Source organism: Cytobacillus mangrovibacter, assembly GCF_042865275.1.
Taxonomy (GTDB): domain Bacteria; phylum Bacillota; class Bacilli; order Bacillales; family Cytobacillaceae; genus Cytobacillus; species Cytobacillus mangrovibacter.
This window is the reverse complement of sequence record NZ_JBIACJ010000004.1, coordinates 340,884-366,753: the sequence shown is the minus strand read 5'-3', so window position 1 is coordinate 366,753 and position 25,870 is coordinate 340,884. Positions and strand designations below refer to the sequence as shown.

Sequence of the window (25,870 nt, the reverse complement as noted above, 5' to 3'; positions counted from 1 at the left end):
TCTCAGTCCCAGTGTGGCCGATCACCCTCTCAGGTCGGCTACGCATCGTCGCCTTGGTGAGCCGTTACCTCACCAACTAGCTAATGCGCCGCGGGCCCATCTGTAAGTGATAGCCGAAGCCATCTTTCAGCTTTCCCTCATGAGAGGAAAAGAATTATCCGGTATTAGCTCCGGTTTCCCGAAGTTATCCCAGTCTTACAGGCAGGTTGCCCACGTGTTACTCACCCGTCCGCCGCTAATCTTCGGGAGCAAGCTCCCTCAGATTCGCTCGACTTGCATGTATTAGGCACGCCGCCAGCGTTCGTCCTGAGCCAGGATCAAACTCTCCAATAAAGAGTTGATTAGCTCATCGAAAGATAATAAACTTCGCATCTCTGCGTCAACTCCCTCACTCCGCTCCTCACGTACAAATAACGTACGCTCCGGTGCTCGCTTCAGTCGTTTCCTTGATCTACTTGTTTCTTATCTTTCTCTAAATAAAAATTTAAAACGTTGACGTTTTTGCTTTGTTTAGTTTTCAAAGAACTATTGTTAAGCCAGAATTACATTGTAACATCTTATCTGAATGCTGTCAAACACTATTTTAATATAATAATAATGTAGCAGCAACAGAAATTAATATTAACAAATACTAATATTAATGTCAAGCAATAATAATTTCATACTAAGAATTGATCTTTCTTTAGTACAACTTATCAGCTAGGAATACTATACTACTATTATATTTAATTAAAGTCAACAACCAAATGATTATTTACTGCCTAAAGGCTCTTTTCTAAAAAGATTGTAGTTTTCTGAATCACTTTTGCGTATAAAAATGGCTGAAAATAAGGCTGCTTAATTGGATCAGAAGGTCGCGAGACTCCAGAGGGAATAGTAGGGCAGCTGAGAGCATGGCACCGAGGAGGCTCAGCGCCAACCCCGTAGTTTTACTGAGCGACCTGGAGCCGAAAGTAACCTCTACGAATTCGTGTTAAAAGCAAAAAGGTTTACTAACATAACCTACCGAAAACAGCCATTTTAAAAAAATACTGATGAAGCAAGTTAAAGAAAATAGCCTTATTTGTCTTTTTCTTAGAACTTTTGTCGAATCTATTTCGAAATATGAAATATCTCCTATAATACAAGTAAACAACAACATTTACTTAGGAGAATGGTCAAATGAACAAGGACACACTTGAACAATTAGTACTACGGCGAATTAATAAAATGAGAACGGAGATGATTCATACCGCCCATAGGACTGGAATAGATAGTATCGAAACGCTGCATACCAGCCAAAAGCTAGATAGGTTAATATATTTGCACATTCTGCATTTTTCTTGAATCATGATACATATAGTAAATGAGAATTCTTAACAAGGCCCCATCCATCTAAAATCGATGAATGGGGCCTTAGTTTGTTTGAATACTCATTTTTATTATTAAATTAAATGATTTCGTCAATAATTATAGATAGTACAAGCATGCCATCCATTCTAGGAGTGTAAATATGTCTTATAGTTTCTTCAATAACTTCGTTCGGCTGCCGCTTTTTTTAAGAGTTCTATTCATTGCGCTTTTCACGATTATTTCATTTGGATTATTCGTTCATTTATTAGAGCCTGAGCAATTCCCTACACTATTTGATGGAGTTTGGTGGGCAGTAATAACGGCATCTACTGTTGGTTATGGAGATTTTGTTCCAAAGACGGTGCTAGGGAGATTAGCAGGAATTGGACTCATTTTAACTGGTGCTGGTTTTTTGGCTACCTATTTCGTCAGTCTAGCAACCGCTGCTGTTACGAAACAAAATGAACTATTGGAGGGAAAAGCTGATTTCAAAGGAAAAAATCACATCATCGTCATTGGCTGGAATGAACGAACACGAGAAATTCTTCATACACTTTGCATGAAAAACGAGAGCATTTCAATTGTATTAATAGATGAATCACTGGAAAAGAACCCTCTGCCAAATATGAATATTCATTTTATCCAAGGACGCTCAAATCTTGATGAGGTTCTTATTAAAGCAAATATCTTTCATGCGATGAAGGTAATTATCACTGCAGACCCAAACAAAGGAGAGCTGCACGCTGATATGGGGTCTATCTTAACACTGTTAGCAGTTAAGGGACTGAATCGTGAAGTACCATGTATTGTGGAAATCTTAACATCTGAACAAGTAGCAAATGCCAAAAGAGCAGGGGCAGATGAAATCGTGCAGACGAACATCCTCACTAGCTTTGTAATGATTAATAGTATCTCTTCACAACAGCTCGTAACATCTTTTTTGGGTTTATTAAACCAGCTTGATAAACGAAACTTAACATTTAAGCCTGCTGTTCCTGAAGTTATAGATATGACGTTTATGGACTTAAGCCATATGCTTATGAAGGAAGGAATCCTATTATTAGGAATAAAAAGAGGAGAGGAAACATTATTGAATCCTCCCCACCCTTTTACAATTAATCAGCAGGATCAGCTCATCGTTATAATGAACGAATAACTCCGTAAGCCTTAAAGTTATACATAATAAACAAGAGTGCCATCGCATTTGATGACACTCTTTCTATTACTTAAGGCGCTTTTCCAATTCAGCTCTTTTCTCTTCAAAGCCTGGTTTTCCAAGCAGGGCAAACATATTAACTTTATACGCTTCCACTCCAGGCTGATCAAAAGGATTCACACCCAATAAATACCCGCTCATTGCACAAGCTTTCTCAAAGAAGTAAACGAGGTAGCCAAACGTAAAGGCATCTAATGTAGGAACTGAAATAATTAGATTCGGTACACCACCATCTGTATGTGCAAGCATCGTTCCTTCAAAAGCTTTATTGTTCACAAAATCAACGGTTCTGCCAGCAAGATAGTTCAGGCCATCTAAATCATTTTCTGCTTCTTCAATGAATAGTTCATGACGAGGCTGTTCGACCTTAATGACGGTTTCAAAAAGATCACGTCTCCCCTCTTGGACATATTGTCCTAAGGAATGAAGATCGGTCGAGAAATTTGCGGAGGATGGGTAAATTCCCTTTTGGTCCTTCCCTTCACTTTCACCAAATAATTGCTTCCACCATTCAGCAAAATATTGAAGCCCAGGCTCATAATTAATGAGCATTTCAATGGTCTTTCCTTTGTTATATAAGATATTCCGCACAGCAGCGTATTGGTAAGCAGCATTTTCTGTGACCTCAGACTTGCTGTAATCCTCACGCGCACGGGCTGCTCCATTCATCATCTCGACAATATTAGCACCACTAACAGCAATTGGTAATAACCCAACTGCGGTTAAGACAGAATAACGGCCGCCAACATCATCCGGAATAACAAAGGTTTCATACCCTTCTTCCATCGCCAACGTTTTTAATGCCCCTCTTGCCTTATCCGTTGTCGAATATATCCGTTTACGCGCTTCTTCAATGCCGTATTTTCTTTCTAAAAGCTGTCGGAATATACGAAAGGCAATCGCAGGTTCTGTTGTCGTACCTGATTTTGAGATTACATTAATTGAAAAATCCTTCCCTTCAAGGAGATCAATCACATCTTTCATATAACTTGAACTAATATTATTTCCGACAAATATGACCTGCGGTGTAGTTCGCTTTTCCTTTGAAAGCACATTATAAAAATGGTGATTAAGCATTTCAATCGCAGCACGAGCACCTAAATAAGATCCACCAATTCCAATTACTAATAAAATATCAGAATCACTCTTAATTTTCTCTGCTGAATTTTGTATTCGGGAGAATTCTTCTTTATCATACTGAACCGGCAAATCAATCCACCCTAAATAATCATTTCCAGCTCCTGTCTGCTCGTGAAGGGAATGATGGGCAACTTTGACAGCATCCTGTAGATATGTAATTTCATGTTCGCCAAAAAATCGAAGAGCATTTGAGTAATCAAAACGAATATGAGACATGTATGACCCTCCATTTTTTCAAAAGTTTCTTACAAGGATGCCTTGTAGATTTCCATAACATCTTTATTGTTTAATTTGGCAAAATTTCCAAACTCACCATTCACTGTAGCTTTGTCTGCCATCAACTGAAGCTTGCTTTCATCAATGCCATAATCACCTAGTCGTACTGGTGCCCCAATTCCAGCCCAGAATTCACTCAGCTTTTTAATTCCTTCTAAAGCTGCTTCTTCCGTTGATTTTCCCGCAGGATCCACTCCAAACACCCTTACAGCAAGCTGTTTAAATCTCTCTGGTTTCACATGCAGATTATGCCTCATCCAATTCGGGAACAGAATTGCAAGACCACCGCCATGCGGGATATCATAGACAGCCGAAACAGCATGCTCAATATTATGCGTTGCCCAGTCGCCCCGGTATCCCATATTGAGTATGCCATTTAACGCCATTGTGCCTGCATAAAGGATTGTTGCGCGATGCTCATAATTTTCTAGATCATCAAGAAGCTTTGGAGCTGTTTCCATAACGGTACTCAGTAAAGATTCACACATGCGATCCTGAAATTCTGTATTCTCCGCTAAATGGAAATAATGCTCAAGCACATGTGACATCATATCAACAATGCCGTACACTGTTTGATCTTTAGGAACTGTATATGTATGAACAGGGTCCAGAATGGAGAACTTCGGAAAAACAGCAGGGCTTCCCCAACCATATTTTTCATTCGTTTCCCAATTGGTGATGACTGAACCAGAATTCATCTCAGAACCGGTTGCCGCTAAAGTTAAAACTGTACCAAATGGCAGTGCTTCTGTTGCGAAAGCCTTTTTAATGACTAAATCCCATGCATCACCCTCATACTTTGCCCCAGCAGCAATGGCTTTTGTACAATCAATCACACTTCCTCCGCCAACTGCTAAGAGAAAGTCAATTCTATTTTCCTTACAAATTTCAACACCCTTCCTGACAGTTGAAATTCGCGGATTCGGCTCGACACCAGCAAGTTCAAAAATCTCTGCGTCCATAAGCCTCAATTCTGCCATTACTTTCTCATATAAACCATTTCTTTTAATGCTTCCACCGCCATAAATAACGAGAACTTTATTCCCATATTGCGGAATTTCTTTATGTAATTGCTCGATTTGATCTTTGCCAAAAATTAATTTAGTTGGATTCCAAAAGGTAAAATTCTGCATAATCATTCTCTCCTTTTCATATAGTATTATCTTCTACTAAAAGATTATTATATCATTTGGAATCTACAAATTATGTCGAAATGCCTTGACGATGCTCATGAAGTAAAAAATCGTGGGCTGACTTTTATTGCCTGATACATTTTAGACAATATAAAAATCCTTGCACATGATATGCAAGGATTTTTTGCTCTTAGCTTAATACCTTTTTAATACGTTCAATTGCCCAGTCTAAATCTTCCTCACTGATAACAAGTGGTGGCGCAAAGCGGATAACTGTATCATGTGTTTCTTTACATAATAAGCCTTCTTCTTTTAAAGCTTCACAATACGGACGAGCATGTTCCGTAAGTTCTACACCGATGAATAATCCACGACCACGGACTTCTTTAATCATTGGATTGCTTATTTCTTTTAATTTAGCTACGAAGTATTCACCAAGCTTTAGGGAACGTTCTGCAAGGTTTTCCTCCACAAGGACGTTAATCGAAGCAACAGAAACCGCACATGCCATTGGGTTTCCACCAAAAGTAGAACCATGTGATCCTGGATTGAATACACCAAGAACATCTTTATTTGCTACAACACATGAAATCGGGAATACCCCTCCGCCAAGTGCCTTGCCTAAAATATACATATCAGGGTCTACATCTTCCCATTCACACGCAAACATTTTTCCTGATCGAGCAAGACCCGCTTGAATTTCATCTGCAATGAATAGGACATTGTTTTCCTTACAAGCTTCATATGCCTGCTTTAGGAAGCCTTCAGGCGGAATAACAATCCCTGCTTCTCCTTGAATCGGTTCAATTAAGAATGCAGCAGTATTTTCGGTGATGGCATTTTTCAATGCTTCTAAATCACCATATGGAATTAATTTAATTCCTGGAAGCATTGGCCCGAATCCACGCTTATATTCTTCCTCTGAAGAAAGAGAAACAGCTGTCATCGTACGTCCGTGGAAATTACCGATACAAGCAATGATTTCTGCTTGATTATCAGCTACCCCTTTCACATCATATGCCCAGCGGCGTGCTGCTTTAATAGCTGTTTCAACTGCCTCTGCGCCTGTGTTCATCGGAAGAGCCATTTCTTTATTTGTCAGCTTACAAATTATTTCGTACCATGGGCCAAGCTGATCGTTATGGAACGCACGTGATGTTAATGTTACACGGTCAGCCTGCTCTTTTAATGCTTCGATAATTTTCGGGTGGCGATGCCCTTGGTTTACTGCTGAGTAAGCACTTAGCATATCCATGTATTTATTGCCTTCAGGATCCTCTACCCAAACGCCTTCTGCTTTTGAAATAACGATTGGCAGTGGATGATAGTTATTTGCACCATATTTTTCAGTTTGTTCAATTAATGAATTTGTTTTTGCTGCTTGAGTCATGCTTTAACATCCTCCATTTTTCACTAATTTATTTTTACTAAGGCTTTTTTTGCAAAAATAGTTGCATTTAACATAAGTTCGTAGAAGTTGATTTCCGCTCCGGGATACTCGCTTTCCGCAGGGTGGGCGCTGAGCCTCCTCGGCGCGAGCGCCTGTGGGGTCTCAGCTGTCCCACTACTCCTGCTGGAGTCTCGCATCCCTCCGCTCCAATCAACTTAACTTTTTTGACAAACAGAAAACTTATTCAAAAACAACAATCTTTTAGAAAAAATGTTTACTAAAATGCTTTTATCGATCGATTAGTACATTTCAGAAGTTGTTTTTGCTTGCATGTGAAGTTGGATGTAGTCAGGACCGCCTGCTTTGGAGTCTGTTCCTGACATGTTGAATCCACCGAATGGCTGGTAGCCAACAATGGCGCCTGTACAGCCACGGTTGAAGTATAGGTTTCCAACATGGAAGTCTTCACGTGCTTTTTGGATGTGTTCACGGTTTGTTGTGATCACCGCGCCAGTTAAACCGTACTCTGTGTTGTTCGCAATTTCTATTGCATGATCGAAATCCTTTGCTTTAGTGAGGCCGACTACTGGGCCAAAGATTTCTTCTTTCATGATGCGTGATTCTGGATCAAGGTCAGCGAATACTGTTGGTTTAATGAAGAAGCCTTTGGAATCGTCTCCCTCTCCGCCTGTCATTAGCTTTCCTTCTGTCTTCCCGATTTCAATATAGCTCATGATTTTATCGTATGCACTTTGATCAATCACTGTAGCCATGTAGTTAGTCGGGTCAACTGGATCGCCTTGTGTTAATTCATTCGTTAATTCAACGACGCGATTTAACACTTGATCATACACATCTTCAACAATCACTGCACGAGAACATGCTGAGCATTTTTGGCCAGAGAAGCCAAATGCTGAAGCAACGATAGAAGTAGCTGCTAATTCAAGATCTGCTTCTTTATCGACAACGATTGTGTCTTTTCCGCCCATTTCTGCAATCAGACGCTTCATCCATACTTGTCCTTCATTCACCTTCGATGCACGTTCAAAAATGCGCAGGCCGACATCACGAGAGCCTGTGAAGCTGATGAAACGTGTGTCTTTATGGTCAACTAAGTAGTCGCCCACTTCTGCACCGCTTCCTGGAACGAAGTTAAGCACACCTTTTGGCAGACCTGCTTCTTCCATTACTTCTACAAACTTCGCAGCAACAATTGGTGTTGTTGAAGCCGGTTTTAACAGAACGGTATTTCCAGCTACGATCGCCGCAACCGTTGTTCCAGCCATGATCGCTAATGGGAAGTTCCATGGTGAAATGATGATTCCAACACCTAATGGAATATAGTCATAACGGTTAAATTCGTTTGGACGGCTGTTTACTGGCACACCGTCTTTAATTGTTAGCATTTGACGTGCATAGTATTCAAGGAAATCGATTGCTTCTGCAGTATCTGCATCCGCTTCATTCCAAGGCTTTCCTGCTTCTTTCGTTAATAGAGCAGAGAACTCATGCTTACGGCGGCGAATGATCGCAGCTGCTTTGAATAATACATCTGCACGTGTTTCTGCCTTTACTTTTTTCCATGTTTTAAATGCCTCAACAGCTGCTTGCATTGCTTTTTCAGCAAGATCGCGGTTTGCTTTTGAAACGCGTCCAATTACTTCTGTTTTATTCGCAGGGTTATAAGAAACGATTTTTTCTTCTGTTGAAATACGTTCGCCATCGATGACTAAATCGTAATCTTGACCTAAATAGCTTTCTACTGTTTTTAATCCAGCTAAATACGCTTCACGATTTGCCTCTTCTTTAAAATTCGTGAACGGTTCATGTTTATATGGTTGTACCATGGTTACATCCCCCTATACATTATTCATTTTCCACTATACTACTATTGCAAGTAATGTGCCAAAATTAAAAACTTTATAAACGCTATATTTCTTCCGGTATATGCAAATCAATTTTGCACTTGAATGCTTCGTCATCAAAAATAGTGCAAAATAATATTGCACTATTTTTATTGTCTAGATACACTTGAAGGAAGAGTGAGAAGAGGAGAATATATATGCCAGGGAAAGACCTAACTTTGTTGCAATTAAAAAATAAAATATTCAATAAAATCCTTAAAGAAATCGACATTGGCATCCATGCAGTCAATCATGAAGGAAAAACAATTATTTACAACAAAAAGATGGCAGAAATTGAAGGAATGGATTTTGAAGATGTTCTCGATAAAGACCTTTTAGACGTTTTCTCTTTTCATAATAATGAAGATAGCACACTGATGCAGTCACTTATAAAAGGGGAAAAAATTTTCCATGCAAAACAAACGTATTTTAATAATCGCGGACAGGAAATAACAACGATTAATAACACGTTTCCGATCATTGAAAATGGCGTTCAAATCGGAGCAATCGAAATTGCCCGCGATGTGACAAAATTAGAAAAACTAATCAGAGAGAATATGAATAAAAGAAGTGATACTCGCTACACCTTTGATAGTATTATTGGAAGCAGCGCCGAAATTCAAGAGGTCATTGATGCAAGTAAGAGAGCGACCCGAACAAGTTCATCTATTCTCATTATCGGTGATACAGGAACAGGAAAAGAGCTCATTGCACAAAGTATTCATAACGGCAGCACTCGTTCTTCTAAACCCTATATTTCACAAAATTGCGCTGCACTACCTGATAGTTTAATCGAGGGATTATTATTCGGAACAAAGAAAGGTGCTTTTACAGGTTCAATTGAGCGACCCGGTTTATTTGAACAAGCGGAGGGCGGAACATTGCTGCTTGATGAAATTAATTCACTTAACCCAGCTCTTCAGGCGAAGCTTCTGCGTTTATTACAAGAAAAAACCGTTCGTCGGATTGGAGATACGAAGGATCGATCCATTGATGTCCGAATTATTGCCACCATTAACGAAGATCCTGTCGATGCCATTTCTGAAGGCAGGCTTCGCAAGGATCTATATTACAGACTGAGTGTCGTCTCTCTCTTCATCCCGCCATTGCGAGAAAGAAAAAAGGATATTCCTGAGCTTGTTCAAGTCTTCATTGAAAAATATAATCAGTTATTCGGGATGATGGTTAAAGAGGTTGCGGAGGATGTTTGGACTATCTTTAATCAATATGATTGGCCAGGGAATGTCCGTGAACTTGAGCATGTCATTGAAGGGGCAATGAACTTGATTGATTATGAAGAAATAATCACCTATGCACATCTGCCCATCCATTTCCGTAATAAGCCCCAATTTAAAAGAGATGAACAAATAGTAAATGTAACCGCGCCTATTCGAATGGAAAAGGAAAGCTACATTAAACCTTTGAATCAATATATTGAGGAAACCGAATCACACTACATCCAAAAAGTATTAATTCATCATAATCATAATATTACTCGCGCGGCCAAAACTCTTGGCATGAGCCGGCAAAACCTGCAGTACCGTTTGAGAAAATTCGGATTGAAATAAAATGGTTTGTATAAAAAAAGCCTGTGGAACATGCGTGGCTAAGTGACCCAAAGAATGGATCAAAATGCCACCCGCGTACCCACAGGCTATTTTAATTATCAACAGAGTAAATGATTACGCTTGAGACTGATTAATCCACTCTTGAAGCTTATCTTTAAGTGTATTGAATCCTTGAGCAGAATCATTTTCAATTTTAATTGGTGCTGCTTGGCGTTTGCGAGGCTTCTTCGCTTTTACTTCAGCTTCAGCTGGAGCTTCTTCTGTAGCACGAATAGATAAACCAATTTTACCAGCATTTTCATCAATTGATAAAACCTTCACATTAACTTCATCGCCAACTTTAAGAAATTCATTAATATCTTTGACAAATCCGTGAGTTACTTCTGAAATATGAACAAGTCCTTGCGTATTTTCATCCAATGCAACAAATGCACCATAAGGTTGAACACCCGTTACTTTTCCTGTAATAACACTGCCTACTTCGATTTTTTCAGACATGGAAACACTCCTAATTTATATATTATTTTTCCCTTTTATTCGCAATTTAAAATTATACCATAGAAATGGCTAATTTTCAAAAGATATTTCATTGTACGGTTGTCCTTCTATTTTGTGCTCTATTCACATTATTATGTTACTCTTATTAAAAAAACTGACTTTTATCATTTCCCTGTGTATAAAAAAACGATTTATGGCCATCCTTAAAATATAAGCTTTCTAGTATTCCCCCCTTTTTTGAAGTGGACATTCCATAACGGTTTGTCCTTTTTTTATTACTTTTCCTCTTAATTCTGAACATACTATCATTATTAACCATGAGGAGGAAATAAGAATGCATAATAAATTGACAATGATTAATGGTAATGAAATTTATTACGAATCCTACTTGCAGCAGCCTTCTGCACCAACCATTATTTTACTCCACGGCTTTCTTTCCTCCACCTTTAGCTTCAGATGGCTTATCCCTCTCTTAAGAAAAGAATATAATGTGCTTTCTATTGATTTGCCTCCATTCGGTAAAAGCGGAAAGTCTCACAGCTATATTTATTCCAATGAAAATCATGCAATGACTGTTATCCAGCTCTGTGAGAAGCTTGATTTAAACGCTATCACTTTAATCGGACATTCTATGGGTGGGCAGATCGCATTAAATATCTCCTACTTAAAACCTGACCTTGTCGACCAATGTATTTTATTATGCAGCTCCGCCTATCTCAAAAAATCCAAGCGCTCCCTTGTTTTATCAAGCTATCTTCCGTTCTTTCATTTTTTTGTTAAGCGTTATTTGGAAAAGTCAGGAGTAGAGAAAAATTTACGCAATGTGGTTTACGACCATTCAAAAATCGATGTCGAAATGGAAAAAGGCTATTTAGAGCCCTTTTTAGAAGAACGTATCTTTCCTGCCCTAACTAGAATGATCCGAGATCATGAGGGAGATTTACCTGTTCAGTTTCTCCGCAAAATCGATACACCCTGCCTGTTAATATGGGGAGAGCATGATAAGGTTGTTCCTTTACAAATAGGAAAGAGATTACATGGAGATCTAAAAAACGCCAAGCTTATTGTACTGAAGGACACGGGGCATCTTGTACCAGAAGAAAAGCCAGAGGAAGTTTTCCAGTTGATAAAAGAATATATAAAAGAGACGAAACAATAGTATAAATAATATGGTCATTTTCATTTTAAAACAAAAAAATCACCTTCCGATTGGATTGGTGATTTCTTTGAGTACTTCTATATTGTACAAGATCCATTATTCTTTATTGCTATAAGCTTTGCAGCTATATCTTTGCACTCATCAAGCGGAATCAACTGTTCGAATGAGAATTCATAAATCGCCTGAACCCTCCTAGCAAGCTTATCCATATGGCTACTATCATGAACAGCTTGAATCGTATCAGCTATTTCTGTATCATAATTTCCTGCACCTATTTCGAATGGATCCCAGTCATTTAATAGATGGACGAGTTGGAAATTCACCTCTTGAATTTGCATGTCATCACCTTTTATTTTTACTTTTTCTTTCCATCCATTATTATAAAGGAAGGACTTACTAAATGAAAAGGTGGGATCAATTGATGGAGTATAATTTTGATCAAAAAATGGACAGGGAAAATACGTCCTCAGTCAAATGGGGGTTAACAAAAGAAATTTTTGGAGCAGATGATGTGTTGCCTATGTGGGTAGCTGATATGGACTTCCAGCCCCCAATTGGAGTGAAAAAGGCTATTCAAGAAAGAGTTGATCATGGCATATACGGCTATACATTTTCACCCCCTTCCACCTCAGAAGCTATTCAACAATGGCTGGATCGAAGACATGGCTGGGATATTACCCCTTCATGGATTCTTTACAGCACAGGAGTCGTCCCTTCCATCTCAGTTGCCATCGAAGCCCTAACATCACCAGAAGATAAAGTCATGCTGCAATCACCCGTTTACACCCCTTTTTATGAAATGATCAAAAAAAATAATCGCAAGCTAGTAAACTGTCCATTGCAATTAATAGAAAATCGTTATGAAATCAATTTTACTGAATTTGAGAATAAACTTAAGAGTGGGGTAAAACTATTCCTCCTTTGCAATCCACATAACCCCAGCGGAAGAATCTGGTCAAAAGAAGAATTGATAAGAATTGGTGAGCTTTGCTATCAATACAACTGCCTCATCCTTTCTGATGAAATCCATTCTGACATCATTTTCAAACCATATAAGCACACACCTATCGCCTCTTTGGATGAAAGATTCAAGGAAATTGTCCTTACTTGTATTGCACCAAGCAAAACATTTAATTTGGCTGGCCTGCAAGCTTCAGCTGTTATTATTCCTAATGAAAAACATCGAGAATCTTTTAAAAAAGTTCAAGAAAGACAAGGATTTTTCGCCTTATCTACTTTAGGAACCATCGGAATGGAGGCTGCCTACCGTTCAGGTGAAATTTGGCTGGAAGGGCTGTTAGCCTATTTAGATGAAAATATCCAAATAGTTAAGGAGTATATTGATGCACATATACCAGGCATCTCTGTTATGGAGCCAGAAGGCAGCTATTTAATCTGGCTTAACTGTCGCTCACTTCATTTAAGTGATAAAGAAATCAAAGATCGATTGCTTAAAAAAGGGAAGCTAGCTTTAGAGCCAGGAAATAAGTATGGGCAGGAAGGAGAAGGTTTCGTTCGAATGAATATTGCTTGTCCAAAGGAGTTAGTGCTAGAAGGATTAGAACGATTAAAGAGGGCTTTCGTTTGACGGGTTAGTATAACCTCCAATACAAAGCATATTTAAACTTCAATGGGGCAGGCGTCTGTTCGCATGCCCCATTGATGTTTTTAATTATGTACCACAACTAAGTTTTTCACACTATTACATTACTCATTACTTTCTTGATCATCCTGTGCCTTTTTCTGCCCTGATTCACCCTTATCCTTTGAAATAGAACCACAAGCAATCCGTGCACCTGAATCTCCAGCAGGTTGGGTCATCCCGTCATCTATTGCTTCATGAATCACAATAGACGTTCCTTCTTTTGTAAATAGAGATTTTTTATTCTCCTTTAATGTTACCTGGGGAGCCATAAACTCTGCCTTCACTTTGCCATCTTCCTCTACAATTAAGTTAGGAAGATCTCCTGCATGTGCTCCTTCTGGATGCAGCAACCCATGCTCTTTATTTTCAGGATTAAAGTGATTGCCTGCCGATTTAAAATCAGGGGGCTCACATTTACCTTTTTCATGAATATGGATGGCATGTTCTCCAGGCGGTAATCCTTTTAAGTCAATATTGACCTTTACTCCGGCTGCCTGTTCTTCTAGTTTAATTTTCCCTAACGAATCACCAACCGCATTAAACATTTCAACATCTACATTTCTAATATTTTCTTCCGCGCACCCTGTAAGGATCAGAAAAGGGATTAACAGCCAAGCTTTCTTCATATTCTTAAATCCTCCATCAGACAATTTGTCCTTAGTGTTTCCAGGATCACACATTGTTAAACTTGAAATACTAAAAAAAGAGAACAGTGATTATTTACTGTTCTCTCCATTGTTATTCATTTGTTGTTTTAGGCTTTCTTCTAACTCCTTTGCCTTAGTTGCTTCTCGTTTCGAGACGCGAATAATTAATCGAAAGGTAAAGAAGGCCGCGACCATAAAAATCCCCAAACTAATGGCCGCTGGGAGATACTCAGATTTATCTTCTGGAAAGTATAAAAACAAAGACAGGACAGTCCATTCCAACATTTGATCCGATCCTTTCTGCAAAAAGCAGTGCTTTAATACTTTATTATACCAACAATAAAGGGACGATCCAACTCTAACGCTAAAGCTATTTCATCTTCCCGCTAACGCACAGGTCTTATAAGACACTTCCGAAAGATTCGTTCTTTGTTTTTCTAAATAAGTACGTCATAATAGGGAGCATAATACTTAATTCCACTGATAGGAGAGGAGATCATTCCATGGAAGAATACAAAGTTGGAGATAGGGTGAAAGCCCATTATAAATCTGGTACATATATTGGCGAAGTGACAGAAATCCGCCCACAGCATTATTTAGTTAGGGTGCTCGGTGTAATCAAGCATCCGATGCAAGGGGATTTGCATAGTCCTAAGGATGGGGATGCTATGTTTTTCCATGAACGCAGAGCTTTAGCCTTTAGAGAACAAACAAATGTCCCGAAGAAAATGGTCAAGCTTTTTGAAGAGGAGATTCCAGACTATACAGAATCTCTTCGACAAGCATTAAATAAAATGAAACAAGAACTGCAGGAGATTTCGTCACCTTGGGCAGAACAAAGCCTGAAAAACATTCAATCATTAGAAATGGATTATTTCAAATAGGAATATAAAAGGCCAAATCGTCTCTTAGCGATTTGGCCTTTTATGCAAATTTATTTAGTAGCTTGGAGAAATCTACTCTATCACCAATGGTTGTAGGTTCATGTTTTTCTAAGTATCTTTTGTCTTTTTCTACTAATCTATAAATATTGTAGGTTGTCATAGCATCATCTAGTGCTCGATGATGATTGCCTGTTCCTTCTTTTCCATATTCCTGTACAGCCTTCCATAAACCAGTTTGATTCTGATCACCAAAGAAACGCTTATATTCCATTGACAAGTCAACTTCCTTCCCTTTTAGTGGAAAAGAAAGTCCAGCATGCTGACAATTATTCCGCAGCACCCTCATGTCCATATTCCCCCATGTAATGATCGTACAGGATTGGTTTTTGCTTAACTCCTTTAGTTTGTTGACTAATTCTAGAAAGGAAATCCCCTGATCCACTTGCTCCTGTGATATATGAAGGAAGGATTTGCAGCGTTCAGATAATTTCGGGAAGCGTATCGGAGAAATATAGGAAGAAAATTGATGATAAATCCGATCATTTGCCACAGCAACAACCCCTGCTTCAATGATTTCCGGATAAAACCCTTTGAATCGACCGCTTCTTTCTGGCATCGTAAACTCAAAGTCAATGAATAAATGGCAATGCTCATCCCCCATGCTCCCACCTTCTTTCTTTAGAAAATATAACGCATATTATTTCATTTATTATACCATGGAAAATTTTAATTTTTCTGTGTAATTTCAACTTTTAATGGATTTTCTTTATTTCATTAAAACAAAAATAAAGTTTTACCTTTTCCTGTTTAACCGATTAATATAAATAGATAGATTGCTATTCATAATTCTCATTTTAATAAAACAGCTACATTCATTTATGAAAGGATCGTGCAGCAATTGCGAATGTTTACAGGGTATTTCATCATCGCTGCTTTGATTCCTGTCTTCATCGCTGTTGTTTTTGTAACAGGGTTAGAAATAAAGCAGGTTCAAGGCTTTCATGATGTATTAGAAAAGAAGATTCCTATTAAAGAAGATCCTTTGCCACAGTCAAGCTTGATTAAAGCCGGAAACGGCACGATCATTTCTGAGATTCACCAGCCTGTCCATCGGATCAATCTTGATTCAGTCGATATCCCGCTTTTTCTTAAAGAATTGTTCATCGTCTCTGAGGATCAGCATTTCTATGATCATCCAGGGTTTGATTTGCCATCAATCGGAAGAGCCTTTGCTATTAATATGCAATCGAATGATATTAAGCAAGGGGCAAGTACCATTACCCAGCAGCTTGCAAGAAATCTTTATTTAAATAATGAGAAATCCTATAACCGCAAGCTAAGTGAGCTTTTGTATGCCTATGAAATGGAACGAAAATATACAAAGGAAGAAATACTCGAGCTCTATATTAATGCTATTTACTTCCAGAATGGAGCCTATGGAATTGAAGCAGCTTCTCAAGTTTATTTTCAAAAACAAACGAAAGAACTGTCCAAAGCAGAGCTTGCTTTCTTAGCCTCTATTCCAAATAATCCTTCTATGTATAACCCGCTTAAACACTTTGAACGGACAAAACAGCGGCAAGAAAGGTTAATTGACCAATTAAAAGGACAAAAATTAATTAGTTCAGAGGAAGCAGAGGCAATCAAAAAGGAAAACATTCTTCTAAATCAGCAAAAACGAACAGATTTATTTCCAGATTATGTGACATATGTTGAAGCAGAACTAACAGATCTTATTGCCCAACAGGAGGGTTTTGAGAAGAAGTTACTATCAGCAAATGAGCAGGAAATTAAAAAGATTGAGGCACAGTTGAATAAACGTGTAGAGGAAGTGCTTGCTTCGGGGGTCGTCATCGAAACAGCACTAGATCCTTCTATTCAGGAAAGAGCAAAAAAAGCTGTAGAATATAGGCTTCCATATAAGGATATAGAGGGTTCTGCCGTCATCATTGATCATGAAACAAACCAGCTAGTCGCACTCGTTGCCGGGAAACAATATCAAAAGTATGATTTCAATAGGGGATTTCAAGCATATCGTCAACCTGGTTCTTCCATTAAGCCTTTACTCGTTTATGCGCCCTATCTTGAACTATCGAATGCCCCATTAGAGAGAAAGGTTAATGCTGGACCTTTTTGCAAGAATGGGTACTGTCCAAAGAATTATGGTGGTGGGATATATGGGATGGTTACCTTAGAAAGGGCCTTTATTTACTCTTATAACACTTCAGCTGTTCGCTTATTGGATTCAGTTGGAGTTGAAAACGGATTTAAGGATCTAGCAAACTTTAAGTTTAGCAAGGTAACCCCATCTGACCATAGGCTATCTGCTGCCCTTGGTGGCTTAGCCTATGGCATGACACCACTTGAACTGACTGGTGCCTATACCGTTTTTGCTAATGATGGCTACTATCTGCCCCCTCGGGCAATCAAAAGAGTAACCTCTAGACAAGGGGAAGTTCTTTTCAAATGGAATGACAAGCCAATTCAGGTGTGGAGCAAAGGGACCACCAATAAGATTCGACAACTGATGAAGGAAACCGTTCAATCTGGAACAGCGAAGAAAATTAATCACATAAATGGTTATGTAGGCGGAAAGACGGGGACAACCAATGATTACAAAGACTACTGGTTTATCGGCTTAACAGACCAATATACTGCAGGAGTTTGGGTTGGAAAGGATGAGCCTGAAAACATGAAATCCATCCAATCTGCAGCACCCCAACAGTTAATTTGGAAAGATATGATGACAGATTAATAGAATGAGGGAATCGTTATTCTTTACGATTCCCCCTTAAATGGGCAAACTGGCAATAAAGCTATTATAGACCTTAATGACCAAATAAATGACTCCAATCATTAATGATGACCAAGTAAGGACTTGAAAGAAAATTACACCAATCAATCCCAAAATAGAAAGCGAAGAACTTATCTTATAAACAAAATAGCAAAAATATATTCCAGTTGTCGCCGCAAAAACAACTAGGATACCCATAAGACTATTCATCATTAATAAAGAAATGATGCTTCCAATAAAATAGACAATGGCTCCACTCCGAATCTCCTTTAAGCTTTTCCCTTCAGAATCCTTAGAGAAAAATAATAGTGAAAGTTCATTTATTGTATCTGCTATTAGTTTTAATGCCGCGTATAGACAAAAAAATAGGAACATTAGCAGCGCTAATAAAGCCAGTTTGATTCCACCATCCGAAAAAAACTCTCGCATCCCCTCATATATCCCAGCAGACTTAAGAAATCCAAGCAAAACCATCTCAATATTTATTGAAAGAGAAAGACTAAACAAAATGATAGAAAGCAGTGGAAAGTAACTCATAAAATATGTGTTTTTCATTTTATATCCCCATTTAAATTTTTCATATGTATTCAAGCTTTTATTATTACGGATACGTTAAATAAACACAATAATAGAAACAAATACACCTAAAAGAAGGATGAGCCTCCTCATCCCTCTTTTTGCATATTGATTCTAATGTATTCACGCGGCCCGAACGCTTTCACTTTTTGCTTCTCTACCATTTCAACCCCAGGCAGACTAATTCCATCCTGAATAATTTCTACTACCTCACTTGCTTCTGGTAAGTAAAAATCACGTTTCCCATTTTGCTCCAACATCCATGCACACGAGAATAAGGTTGAAAAAACACATAGGGAAATGATCACTTTCTTCTTTAACATTTTACACCCCCTAATGATAAGGGTGCATAAATAGTTGAATGTTTATACATCACTCATGTAATGTTCTTTTCACAAAAATTTACTTTTTCATCCCAATTCTTACTAAAAAACATCCTTTTATAACTTGACATTTGATAAAATCCCAAAAAATTTTCTTAAAAATTTACGTGTTTCTACCTATTTATTAAACAGCATTGTAAATAATAGAAAAAACAAAATCATTGAAGTTTTCCCGAATTTACATGATATAATAAAAATAAAAATAGCAAAGGACCTGAGACATCATGATTTTAGGATTAACTATTATCCTGGCACTAGTTTTATTTTTGCCATTTACAGTTAAAGCTGTAGAACATAATTTAGAAGTATTCTTATTCATAATGGGCATTGCAGCTGCAATGATTAGTCAAGTGCTTGACGGGGAGTTATTTATAAAGGCACTTGAAGACCCTATTCATATTACATTAGCCGTGCTTATTGCTGGCTTATTATTTAGATGGTTACAATCACCTATGGAAAAAGGGATACTTGGAATGAGCAAAGCCATTCCTTTCCGATTGTTTTTAGCACTTGTCGTAATTATTCTTGGACTTATCTCTAGTATAATAACAGCCATTATTGCTGCCATTGTTCTAGTCGTAATAGTTAGTGTGTTGCGTCTTGACCGTAAGTCTGAAATTCGCCTTGTTGTTTTAGCTTGTTTCTCAATTGGGCTTGGTGCTGCACTAACTCCGATTGGCGAACCTCTAGCAACAATTACAATCAATAAATTAAATGAAGACTTCTTCTATTTAATTAAATTAATTGGTTCAGATGTAATTCCAGCTGTTGCTATTTTTGGAATCCTTGCTGCTATCCTCGTTAACCCGAAAGAAAGTAGTAACGGATTGAATGCTGGTTTACAAAAAGAAAGTTATAAAGAAATTATTATTCGTTCTGTAAAGATTTATTTATTCGTAATGGGCTTAACTCTACTTGGATCAGGCTTTGAACCATTTATTGAAAAATACTTGCTTGATTTAAGCCCATATGTACTATACTGGATTAATATGATTTCTGCAGTATTAGATAATGCTACACTTGCTGCTGCTGAAATCAGTCCTGCCATGGATGCGCCGACCATTAAAGCCATTTTGTTAGGACTAATTATTAGTGGCGGTATGCTTATCCCTGGAAATATCCCGAATATTATTGCTGCCGGAAAATTGAATATTACCAGCAAGGAATGGGCTCGTTTTGGTGTTCCAGTTGGTTTGATTACAATGGTAGTATATTTTATTGTCATTCTTATTTTCGGATAACCAGGATTTGTATATAGACGCAAATAAAAGGGTGACGAAAATCCTGCCGAAGGATATGTCGTCACCCTTTTTATATAAAAAAATATGGTATTTATTCTATGTTATTAACCGACATCACGCTTAACCACCCCAAGATAATTATTTATAATACCAGCCTTATCCCACTACTTAAGATGATTTATATTAATAACTGCTCTTTTCAGTTATTAACTAGTAGGAAACTTATTACTATAAATTAAACCATTGTGTGATACTACTGCCTTTTATGTAGAAGAATAATAGGAACATTATCGCAAATTTTTTAAGGGGGTCATGATTTGTCTTTGCTGCATTTGGCAATAATTTCGCCATTTTTACTTGCCATCTTCATTCCTATTTTGTACAAACTTTTTAGGAACGTACATACGGGCTGGTTTGTTCTTCCACTGCCCATCCTTCTATTCAGTTATTTTCTATCGTTTATATCCATCACTTCAACACATAAGACGATAACAGAATCCGTTCCATGGATACCTGCTCTTGGTGTTGACTTTATTGCAAAAGTAGATGGATTAGGTTTGCTATTTGCCTTACTGATCACAGGTATCGGCTCTTTAGTTGTATTATATTCAATTTACTATTTATCAAAGGATAAAGAAAAGCTTAATACCTTCTATGTATACTTACTATTATTTATGGGTGCGATGCTTGGAGTTGTCTTATCAGATAACTTAATCGTCTTGTATACATTCTGGGAATTCACCAGCTTCTCGTCCTTCTTGTTAATTGGCTATTGGTATGACCGGGAAAAGTCTAGATACGGTGCACAGAAATCAATGCTCATAACAGTACTTGGCGGCTTATCCATGCTTGGAGGAATTATCCTTCTGTATATTATGACAGGTACATTCAATATTTCTGAAATCATTAACCAGGCGGCCGGTATCACTGCAAATCCGTTATTTATTCCGGCATTAATCTGTATTTTGTTAGGTGCATTTACGAAATCTGCTCAATTCCCTTTCCACATCTGGCTGCCTGATGCGATGGAAGCGCCTACACCAGTCAGTGCTTACCTGCACTCAGCTACAATGGTTAAAGCAGGGATTTATTTAGTAGCACGAATGACTCCAGTTTTTGCTGCTGAGGGTCTTTGGGTATGGTTAATCGCTGGGTTTGGGATTGTCACCTTATTCTGGGGTTCCTTTAATGCGGTGAAACAGACAGACCTGAAAGCGATTCTTGCCTTTTCAACTATCAGTCAACTTGGAATGATTATGTCACTTCTTGGACTCGGTGCTGCCGCTCTCCATTTTGATGATGTTAAAAATAGTTTTTACGGTGCAGCAACACTAGCTGCTATCTTTCATTTATTTAACCATGCGACTTTCAAAGGCAGTCTTTTTATGGTAGTCGGAATTGTCGACCACGAAACAGGAACAAGAGACATTCGCAAGCTTGGCGGCTTAATGAATTTTATGCCTATTACTTTTACATTAGCCATTATCGGCACATTTTCAATGGCAGGGCTGCCGCCATTCAATGGATTTTTAAGTAAAGAAATGTTCTTTACAGGAATGATCCGTGTTATAGAGCTTAATATATTCAACTTTGAAACATGGGGCATGCTCTTCCCTGTTATTGCTTGGATTGCTAGTGTATTTACTTTTATTTACAGTATGATTCTTGTATTTAAAACTTTTACAGGAAAATATCAGCCAGAAAAATTAGAGAAGAAACCGCATGAAGCACCGATGGGCATGTTAATTTCCCCGATCGTTCTTGCTTCACTTGTGATTATTATCGGGTTCTTCCCTAACATACTTGCTAATAGCATCATCTCACCGGCACTGGAATCTATTTTGCCAAATAATAATATTGATGTTCATATTAGCTTCTGGCATGGCTTTAAACCTGAATTATTCATGACAATCGGTGTGATTGCTTTAGGAACTTTACTATTCCTTACACTTCCAAAATGGAGAAGGATATACGAACTCTTCCCTGAGAAGCTGACTTTAAATCGCTTCTATGATAGCGGCTTAGAATTTATACAACGCGCTTCAAATAAATTAACAAAAACGTATATGAATGGATCGATTCGTTCTTATCTTGTCTATATCTTTGCATTTTTTATTTTCATCTTAGCAACAACACTCGCTGTAAAGAATGCATTTAAATGGGATACGAGCAATGTTTCATCTATTGGCTTTTATGAAGTGTTATTGGCTTTAGCAATTGTCATCGGTTCCATAAGTATCTTGTTTGTAAAATCTAGGATGACCGCGATTATCCTTCTAGGTGCTGTCGGCTATACAGTGTCATTGTTCTATGTCTTATTCCGTGCACCTGATTTGGCACTCACACAGCTCGTAATTGAAACGATCTCTGTTGCTTTATTCCTTCTATGTTTCTATCACCTGCCAAAGAAGAGAAATGAAGAGAAAGTTCGATTCAAGCTTACAAATGCGATCATCTCCGTAGGTGTTGGAGCAATTGTCACATTGATTGCCCTCTCTGCACATAGCAATAAGCTATTCGACTCGATCGCTGAATACTATGTTGAAAACACCTACACTGAAGCAGCAGGGAAAAATATGGTAAACGTTATCCTTGTTGATTTCCGTGGCTTTGATACGATGTTTGAAATTACCGTACTGACGATTGCAGCCTTAGGAATTTTTGCAATGATAAAACTACGAATGGGGGGAGGAAAGAAAAATGAAAACAAATGACCTAATCCTTCAAACAACAACAAAAGTTGTCTTGTTTATCATTATTCTTTTCTCAATTCATATCTTTTTTGCTGGTCATTACACACCTGGAGGCGGCTTTGTTGGCGGCTTGCTCACATCGGGTGCAATCATTTTACTTATGCTGGCCTTTGATATGAAGACAGTTTCTCAAATATTACCTGTTAACTATATCTACATGGCAGCAACAGGCCTGCTTTTTGCAGGCGGAACAGCTGCAGGTTCGTTATTTTTCAATGTGCCATTCCTCACTCATGCTTTTGGCCATGTAGACTTGCCAATTTTGGGTGATACATCCCTTCATACAGCAACATTATTTGATCTTGGTGTATTCTTAGTTGTTGTCGGTGTAACGATGACCATTATTCAAACGATTGGGGAGGATGAATAATGGAAATATTAATGGCTTTTGTGATCGGCATATTATTCATGTCTGCCACTTATCTAATGCTTTCAAAGAGTTTATTGCGAATCATTATCGGCACAGGTTTACTTAGTCACGGAGCACATTTGCTCATTCTAACAATGGGTGGCTTAAAGAGAGGGACTGTTCCTCTGCTTGGAGAAGAAGCAAGTTCCTATACAGATCCGATTCCGCAAGCTTTAATCCTGACTGCTATTGTCATTAGCTTCGGTGTTACAGCCTTCTTCCTTGTCCTTGCTTATCGGGCATATAAAGAGCTTGGCACGGATAATACAGAAAGATTGAGAGGGAATGAAGGAAATGATTAACTTTTTGATTTTACCGCTGCTAATTCCATTTCTTACAGGAATCCTATTAATCTTCTTTGCTAAGAACGTTGTCATTCAACGATGGATTGCTGCTATATCTGCCTTCTTTAATGTTATTGTGGCATTTATGCTCGTGCAAAAAGTAAGAAACGGTGGGATTCAAACATTAGATGTTTCTAGCTGGGAGGCTCCTTTCGGAATAACACTTGTTTCGGATATGCTTTCTGCTCTACTCGTTTTAACAACAACAATCATCGCTTTTACAAGTGTCATCTATTCTTTTCGCTCCATTGGAATCGAAAGGGAGAAACATTTTTATTACCCTGCATTGAACTTTCTGATTGTTGGGGTCGTTGGTGCTTTTACTACAGGGGATATCTTTAACCTGTTCGTATTTTTTGAAGTTTTACTTATGGCCTCTTATGTCTTGCTTGTTCTTGGGGGGACAAAAATACAACTGCGCGAAACAATTAAGTATATTTTAGTTAATGTCATTTCGTCTGCTTTATTTGTAATTGCCGTTGCTTATTTATACTCAGTGGTCGGAACGTTAAACATGGCTCATATTTCAGTTCGCCTCAGTGAACTTGGGCAATCCGGAATCATAACGGTCATTGCTGTTCTATTTTTAATCGTTTTTGGATTAAAAGGCGGGATCTTTCCGTTATACTTCTGGTTACCTGGATCTTACTACGCTCCACCTGCCCCAGTTATGGCATTATTTGGGGCATTGCTGACGAAAGTTGGGGTCTATGCAATTATGAGGACCTATACATTATTTTTCATACATGATACGGGCTATACCCATCAGCTGCTAATGATCCTCACGATTATGACGATTATCGTTGGAGCAATAGGGGCCATTGCCTTCTCAGATATTAAGAAGATTATTATTTATAATATCATCGTTGCTATTGGAGTTATTCTTTTCGGAGTTTCAGTTATGACTCCAGATTCCATAGCTGGTTCAATATTTTATCTCATCCATGATATGATTATTAAAGCAGGGCTATTCTTATTAATTGGCATCATTATCACCATAACCGGGACAAGCGATTTAAGAAAAATTAGCGGGTTAATTAAGCGCTATCCTGGACTGGGATGGACTTTCTTCCTCGCCGCCCTTGTTCTTGCGGGAATTCCTCCATTTAGCGGCTTTGTCGGCAAGGTCTTGATTGTCAAAGGTGGATTTGAAAGCGAACATTTTTGGGGCGCAGGAATCGTGCTGGCATCAAGCCTGCTTGTATTGTTTTCAATCATGAAGATCTTTATCAATGGTTTCTGGGGAACTCCGCAGGATTATAAAGGGGAAGAGAAAGTACCTGTACGAAAACTCTTAATTGCACCAGTAATTCTTGTAACGATCTCCGTGTTATATGGGGCTGGTTCGGAATTTATCTTCCCTTATATCTCACAGGCTGCCGAAACACTTGCTAACCCAAGTATTTATATTGATGCAGTCTTAAAGGAGTGGTAAGGAATGGCCTTTCAAATTTTATTAAATGTATTTCTAGGTTTTCTGTGGATGTTTTTCACATTGTCATATGAGCCCGTTGCCTTCTTAAAAGGATATTTATTCGGAATGGTTATTCTCTTCACGTTTAGACGTTTTTTTGGATCTCGTTTTTACCTAGGAAGAGTTATCGCCATTATTAGCCTAGGACTTCTTTTCATAAAGGAATTAATTCTCTCAAATATCAGTGTCCTGAAACTAGTGCTGAGACCGAAGCTTGATATAAAACCAGGGATTTTCGCACTTCCAACGGTTTTAGAAAAGGATTGGGAAATTACTATTCTTGCCAATTTAATAACATTAACACCAGGGACGCTAGTTGTGGATGTCTCTGACGATAATAAAATTCTTTATATCCATACAATCGATATGGATGATGCGCAGGAAGCGATTGATTCTATCAAAAATACATTTGAGAAAGCCATTATGGAGGTGAGCCGCTAATGATTTTACTAGCTGTTAAAATTGCTATCCTATGTATGTCCATTGCTATTCTAGGATTAATATATAGGCTCATTAAAGGGCCCTCCATGCCTGATCGAATCGTAGCGCTTGACGCGATCGGAATTAATCTAGTTGCAATTGTTGCACTCGTATCTATTTTCTTAGATACAAACGCTTTTCTAGAGGTTATCTTACTGCTCGGGATTCTCTCTTTTATTGGGACAGTAGCATTCTCCAAATACTTAGAAAAGGGGGTTGCTCTTGAACGTGATCGAGATCTTTAGAATTATCATAGTAGCTTTAATACTAATCGGTGCATTCCTAAGCCTTGTTGCCGCATTCGGTGTACTTAGACTTCCTGATGTGTATACGAGAAACCATGCTGCTTCAAAAGCTGCAACTTTAGGAGTCTTAGCTGTCCTACTTGGCACGTTTCTTTACTTTTATATGAAAGATGGCCAAGTGAATTCTCGGGTTATTCTTGGGATCGTATTTATCTTCGTCACCTCTCCTGTTGCCGGTCACTTAATCAGTCGTGCCGCTTATAATTCTGGCGTCAAACTTTGGGACAAAAGTGTCCAGGATGATTTAAAGATGAAAATAACTGTTTCTAATTCATCCAAAAAAGGAAAGTAATTTTAAATAATAAAATTGCCTGTGGGG

General features: G+C 38.2%; 26 protein-coding genes and 1 rRNA gene. 15 read left to right on the top strand and 12 right to left on the bottom strand.

The features are described from left to right. Positions 1–333, bottom strand: a 16S ribosomal RNA gene (locus ACFYKT_RS10340); the annotation flags it as partial. 828 nt (positions 334–1,161) lie between these two features. Between ACFYKT_RS10340 and ACFYKT_RS10335 the strand changes: the two genes are divergently transcribed. Together ACFYKT_RS10335 and ACFYKT_RS10330 are read left to right on the top strand one after the other, a co-directional pair. Then, complete coding sequence (locus ACFYKT_RS10335; RefSeq protein WP_389219173.1) at positions 1,162–1,326, top strand: Spo0E family sporulation regulatory protein-aspartic acid phosphatase; 165 nt, start codon at positions 1,162–1,164, stop codon at positions 1,324–1,326. A gap of 166 nt (positions 1,327–1,492) precedes the next feature. After that, complete coding sequence (locus ACFYKT_RS10330) at positions 1,493–2,488, top strand: potassium channel family protein (protein WP_389219171.1); 996 nt, start codon at positions 1,493–1,495, stop codon at positions 2,486–2,488. Positions 2,489–2,554: 66 nt separating this feature from the next. Here the strand turns inward: ACFYKT_RS10330 and ACFYKT_RS10325 are convergent, their stop codons facing one another. The 4 genes from ACFYKT_RS10325 to pruA all read right to left on the bottom strand — a co-directional run bounded on the left by ACFYKT_RS10325 (position 2,555) and on the right by pruA (position 8,334). After that, on the bottom strand, positions 2,555–3,904 hold the full coding sequence (locus ACFYKT_RS10325; protein WP_389219170.1) for a glucose-6-phosphate isomerase: 1,350 nt from the start codon (positions 3,902–3,904) through the stop codon (positions 2,555–2,557). Between the two features lie 29 nt (positions 3,905–3,933). Next, entirely contained in the window at positions 3,934–5,097 is a 1,164-nt protein-coding gene (locus tag ACFYKT_RS10320; RefSeq protein ID WP_389219168.1) for an iron-containing alcohol dehydrogenase, read from the bottom strand. A gap of 190 nt (positions 5,098–5,287) precedes the next feature. Further along, on the bottom strand, positions 5,288–6,487 hold the full coding sequence (locus ACFYKT_RS10315) for an ornithine--oxo-acid transaminase (RefSeq protein WP_389219166.1): 1,200 nt from the start codon (positions 6,485–6,487) through the stop codon (positions 5,288–5,290). 299 nt (positions 6,488–6,786) lie between these two features. Continuing rightward, entirely contained in the window at positions 6,787–8,334 is a 1,548-nt protein-coding gene (gene pruA, locus ACFYKT_RS10310) for an L-glutamate gamma-semialdehyde dehydrogenase (protein ID WP_389219164.1), read from the bottom strand. Between the two features lie 215 nt (positions 8,335–8,549). Between pruA and ACFYKT_RS10305 the strand changes: the two genes are divergently transcribed. Next, a complete protein-coding gene (locus ACFYKT_RS10305) occupies positions 8,550–9,959 on the top strand; it encodes a sigma-54 interaction domain-containing protein (protein WP_389219162.1) in 1,410 nt (469 codons plus the stop codon). A gap of 114 nt (positions 9,960–10,073) precedes the next feature. Here the strand turns inward: ACFYKT_RS10305 and yugI are convergent, their stop codons facing one another. Continuing rightward, entirely contained in the window at positions 10,074–10,457 is a 384-nt protein-coding gene (yugI, locus tag ACFYKT_RS10300; RefSeq protein ID WP_389219160.1) for a S1 domain-containing post-transcriptional regulator GSP13, read from the bottom strand. Positions 10,458–10,791: 334 nt separating this feature from the next. Here yugI and ACFYKT_RS10295 point away from each other — a divergent pair, with 334 nt between their 5' ends. After that, positions 10,792–11,616 carry an alpha/beta fold hydrolase gene (locus ACFYKT_RS10295; RefSeq protein ID WP_389219158.1) on the top strand — a complete coding sequence of 275 codons (825 nt, stop codon included), beginning with the start codon at positions 10,792–10,794 and terminating at the stop codon, positions 11,614–11,616. 77 nt (positions 11,617–11,693) lie between these two features. Here the strand turns inward: ACFYKT_RS10295 and ACFYKT_RS10290 are convergent, their stop codons facing one another. Continuing rightward, positions 11,694–11,954, bottom strand: coding sequence for a DUF1871 family protein (locus ACFYKT_RS10290; protein WP_389219156.1), 261 nt, complete (start codon positions 11,952–11,954; stop codon positions 11,694–11,696). Positions 11,955–12,037: 83 nt separating this feature from the next. Between ACFYKT_RS10290 and ACFYKT_RS10285 the strand changes: the two genes are divergently transcribed. Next, positions 12,038–13,204 carry a MalY/PatB family protein gene (locus ACFYKT_RS10285; protein ID WP_389219154.1) on the top strand — a complete coding sequence of 389 codons (1,167 nt, stop codon included), beginning with the start codon at positions 12,038–12,040 and terminating at the stop codon, positions 13,202–13,204. Between the two features lie 119 nt (positions 13,205–13,323). Here the strand turns inward: ACFYKT_RS10285 and ACFYKT_RS10280 are convergent, their stop codons facing one another. Together ACFYKT_RS10280 and ACFYKT_RS10275 are read right to left on the bottom strand one after the other, a co-directional pair. Continuing rightward, entirely contained in the window at positions 13,324–13,887 is a 564-nt protein-coding gene (locus ACFYKT_RS10280; protein ID WP_389219152.1) for a superoxide dismutase family protein, read from the bottom strand. 90 nt (positions 13,888–13,977) lie between these two features. Continuing rightward, positions 13,978–14,193: a hypothetical protein gene (locus tag ACFYKT_RS10275; protein ID WP_389219150.1), complete on the bottom strand. Its 216-nt coding sequence runs from the start codon at positions 14,191–14,193 to the stop codon at positions 13,978–13,980. A 218-nt stretch (positions 14,194–14,411) separates the two neighbouring features. Here ACFYKT_RS10275 and ACFYKT_RS10270 point away from each other — a divergent pair, with 218 nt between their 5' ends. Beyond that, entirely contained in the window at positions 14,412–14,792 is a 381-nt protein-coding gene (locus ACFYKT_RS10270) for a kinase-associated lipoprotein B (protein WP_389219148.1), read from the top strand. Between the two features lie 40 nt (positions 14,793–14,832). Here ACFYKT_RS10270 and kapD read toward each other — a convergent pair whose 3' ends face one another. Further along, entirely contained in the window at positions 14,833–15,453 is a 621-nt protein-coding gene (gene kapD / locus ACFYKT_RS10265; protein WP_389219147.1) for a 3'-5' exonuclease KapD, read from the bottom strand. A gap of 243 nt (positions 15,454–15,696) precedes the next feature. Between kapD and ACFYKT_RS10260 the strand changes: the two genes are divergently transcribed. Next, positions 15,697–17,547 (top strand): transglycosylase domain-containing protein, encoded by a 1,851-nt coding sequence (locus tag ACFYKT_RS10260; protein WP_389219198.1) that lies wholly within the window; start codon positions 15,697–15,699, stop codon positions 17,545–17,547. Positions 17,548–17,583: 36 nt separating this feature from the next. On the opposite strand, the gene ACFYKT_RS10255 is transcribed toward ACFYKT_RS10260, so the two are convergent. After that, a complete protein-coding gene (locus tag ACFYKT_RS10255) occupies positions 17,584–18,141 on the bottom strand; it encodes a DUF5366 family protein (protein WP_389219145.1) in 558 nt (185 codons plus the stop codon). Between the two features lie 110 nt (positions 18,142–18,251). Continuing rightward, the gene (locus ACFYKT_RS10250) at positions 18,252–18,485 is read right to left on the bottom strand and encodes a hypothetical protein (protein WP_389219144.1); all 234 of its coding nucleotides are present in this window, start codon (positions 18,483–18,485) and stop codon (positions 18,252–18,254) included. Between the two features lie 284 nt (positions 18,486–18,769). On the opposite strand from ACFYKT_RS10250, the gene ACFYKT_RS10245 reads away from it, so the two are divergent. The 8 genes from ACFYKT_RS10245 (at position 18,770) to mnhG (ending at position 25,843) form a co-directional block, all read left to right on the top strand. After that, positions 18,770–19,786, top strand: a complete 1,017-nt coding sequence (locus tag ACFYKT_RS10245; RefSeq protein ID WP_389219142.1) for a DUF1646 family protein — start codon at positions 18,770–18,772, stop codon at positions 19,784–19,786. A gap of 317 nt (positions 19,787–20,103) precedes the next feature. Next, positions 20,104–22,500, top strand: a complete 2,397-nt coding sequence (locus ACFYKT_RS10240; RefSeq protein ID WP_389219140.1) for a Na+/H+ antiporter subunit A — start codon at positions 20,104–20,106, stop codon at positions 22,498–22,500. Then, positions 22,487–22,909 (top strand): Na(+)/H(+) antiporter subunit B, encoded by a 423-nt coding sequence (locus tag ACFYKT_RS10235; RefSeq protein WP_389219138.1) that lies wholly within the window; start codon positions 22,487–22,489, stop codon positions 22,907–22,909. The genes ACFYKT_RS10240 and ACFYKT_RS10235 overlap by 14 nt, the downstream gene beginning before the upstream one ends. Continuing rightward, positions 22,909–23,250 carry a Na(+)/H(+) antiporter subunit C gene (locus ACFYKT_RS10230; protein ID WP_389219136.1) on the top strand — a complete coding sequence of 114 codons (342 nt, stop codon included), beginning with the start codon at positions 22,909–22,911 and terminating at the stop codon, positions 23,248–23,250. The genes ACFYKT_RS10235 and ACFYKT_RS10230 overlap by 1 nt, the downstream gene beginning before the upstream one ends. Next, positions 23,243–24,727, top strand: coding sequence for a Na+/H+ antiporter subunit D (locus ACFYKT_RS10225; RefSeq protein WP_389219134.1), 1,485 nt, complete (start codon positions 23,243–23,245; stop codon positions 24,725–24,727). The genes ACFYKT_RS10230 and ACFYKT_RS10225 overlap by 8 nt, the downstream gene beginning before the upstream one ends. A gap of 3 nt (positions 24,728–24,730) precedes the next feature. Next, complete coding sequence (locus ACFYKT_RS10220) at positions 24,731–25,207, top strand: Na+/H+ antiporter subunit E (RefSeq protein ID WP_389219132.1); 477 nt, start codon at positions 24,731–24,733, stop codon at positions 25,205–25,207. Beyond that, positions 25,207–25,491 (top strand): Na(+)/H(+) antiporter subunit F1, encoded by a 285-nt coding sequence (locus ACFYKT_RS10215; RefSeq protein WP_389219130.1) that lies wholly within the window; start codon positions 25,207–25,209, stop codon positions 25,489–25,491. Before ACFYKT_RS10220 ends, ACFYKT_RS10215 begins: the two co-directional genes overlap by 1 nt. After that, positions 25,475–25,843 carry a monovalent cation/H(+) antiporter subunit G gene (mnhG, locus tag ACFYKT_RS10210; protein WP_389219196.1) on the top strand — a complete coding sequence of 123 codons (369 nt, stop codon included), beginning with the start codon at positions 25,475–25,477 and terminating at the stop codon, positions 25,841–25,843. The genes ACFYKT_RS10215 and mnhG overlap by 17 nt, the downstream gene beginning before the upstream one ends. The last annotated feature ends 27 nt before the right edge of the window (positions 25,844–25,870 follow it).

Bases quoted from the DNA above. Each gene is read 5' to 3' on its own strand.
- ACFYKT_RS10335 (WP_389219173.1), top strand. From the start codon at position 1,162: ATGAACAAGGACACACTTGAACAATTAGTACTACGGCGAATTAATAAA.
- ACFYKT_RS10330 (WP_389219171.1), top strand. From the start codon at position 1,493: ATGTCTTATAGTTTCTTCAATAACTTCGTTCGGCTGCCGCTTTTTTTA.
- ACFYKT_RS10325 (WP_389219170.1), bottom strand. From the start codon at position 3,904: ATGTCTCATATTCGTTTTGATTACTCAAATGCTCTTCGATTTTTTGGC.
- ACFYKT_RS10320 (WP_389219168.1), bottom strand. From the start codon at position 5,097: ATGCAGAATTTTACCTTTTGGAATCCAACTAAATTAATTTTTGGCAAA.
- ACFYKT_RS10315 (WP_389219166.1), bottom strand. From the start codon at position 6,487: ATGACTCAAGCAGCAAAAACAAATTCATTAATTGAACAAACTGAAAAA.
- pruA (WP_389219164.1), bottom strand. From the start codon at position 8,334: ATGGTACAACCATATAAACATGAACCGTTCACGAATTTTAAAGAAGAG.
- ACFYKT_RS10305 (WP_389219162.1), top strand. From the start codon at position 8,550: ATGCCAGGGAAAGACCTAACTTTGTTGCAATTAAAAAATAAAATATTC.
- yugI (WP_389219160.1), bottom strand. From the start codon at position 10,457: ATGTCTGAAAAAATCGAAGTAGGCAGTGTTATTACAGGAAAAGTAACG.
- ACFYKT_RS10295 (WP_389219158.1), top strand. From the start codon at position 10,792: ATGCATAATAAATTGACAATGATTAATGGTAATGAAATTTATTACGAA.
- ACFYKT_RS10290 (WP_389219156.1), bottom strand. From the start codon at position 11,954: ATGCAAATTCAAGAGGTGAATTTCCAACTCGTCCATCTATTAAATGAC.
- ACFYKT_RS10285 (WP_389219154.1), top strand. From the start codon at position 12,038: ATGGAGTATAATTTTGATCAAAAAATGGACAGGGAAAATACGTCCTCA.
- ACFYKT_RS10280 (WP_389219152.1), bottom strand. From the start codon at position 13,887: ATGAAGAAAGCTTGGCTGTTAATCCCTTTTCTGATCCTTACAGGGTGC.
- ACFYKT_RS10275 (WP_389219150.1), bottom strand. From the start codon at position 14,193: ATGTTGGAATGGACTGTCCTGTCTTTGTTTTTATACTTTCCAGAAGAT.
- ACFYKT_RS10270 (WP_389219148.1), top strand. From the start codon at position 14,412: ATGGAAGAATACAAAGTTGGAGATAGGGTGAAAGCCCATTATAAATCT.
- kapD (WP_389219147.1), bottom strand. From the start codon at position 15,453: ATGGGGGATGAGCATTGCCATTTATTCATTGACTTTGAGTTTACGATG.
- ACFYKT_RS10260 (WP_389219198.1), top strand. From the start codon at position 15,697: ATGTTTACAGGGTATTTCATCATCGCTGCTTTGATTCCTGTCTTCATC.
- ACFYKT_RS10255 (WP_389219145.1), bottom strand. From the start codon at position 18,141: ATGAAAAACACATATTTTATGAGTTACTTTCCACTGCTTTCTATCATT.
- ACFYKT_RS10250 (WP_389219144.1), bottom strand. From the start codon at position 18,485: ATGTTAAAGAAGAAAGTGATCATTTCCCTATGTGTTTTTTCAACCTTA.
- ACFYKT_RS10245 (WP_389219142.1), top strand. From the start codon at position 18,770: ATGATTTTAGGATTAACTATTATCCTGGCACTAGTTTTATTTTTGCCA.
- ACFYKT_RS10235 (WP_389219138.1), top strand. From the start codon at position 22,487: ATGAAAACAAATGACCTAATCCTTCAAACAACAACAAAAGTTGTCTTG.
- ACFYKT_RS10230 (WP_389219136.1), top strand. From the start codon at position 22,909: ATGGAAATATTAATGGCTTTTGTGATCGGCATATTATTCATGTCTGCC.
- ACFYKT_RS10225 (WP_389219134.1), top strand. From the start codon at position 23,243: ATGATTAACTTTTTGATTTTACCGCTGCTAATTCCATTTCTTACAGGA.
- ACFYKT_RS10220 (WP_389219132.1), top strand. From the start codon at position 24,731: ATGGCCTTTCAAATTTTATTAAATGTATTTCTAGGTTTTCTGTGGATG.
- ACFYKT_RS10215 (WP_389219130.1), top strand. From the start codon at position 25,207: ATGATTTTACTAGCTGTTAAAATTGCTATCCTATGTATGTCCATTGCT.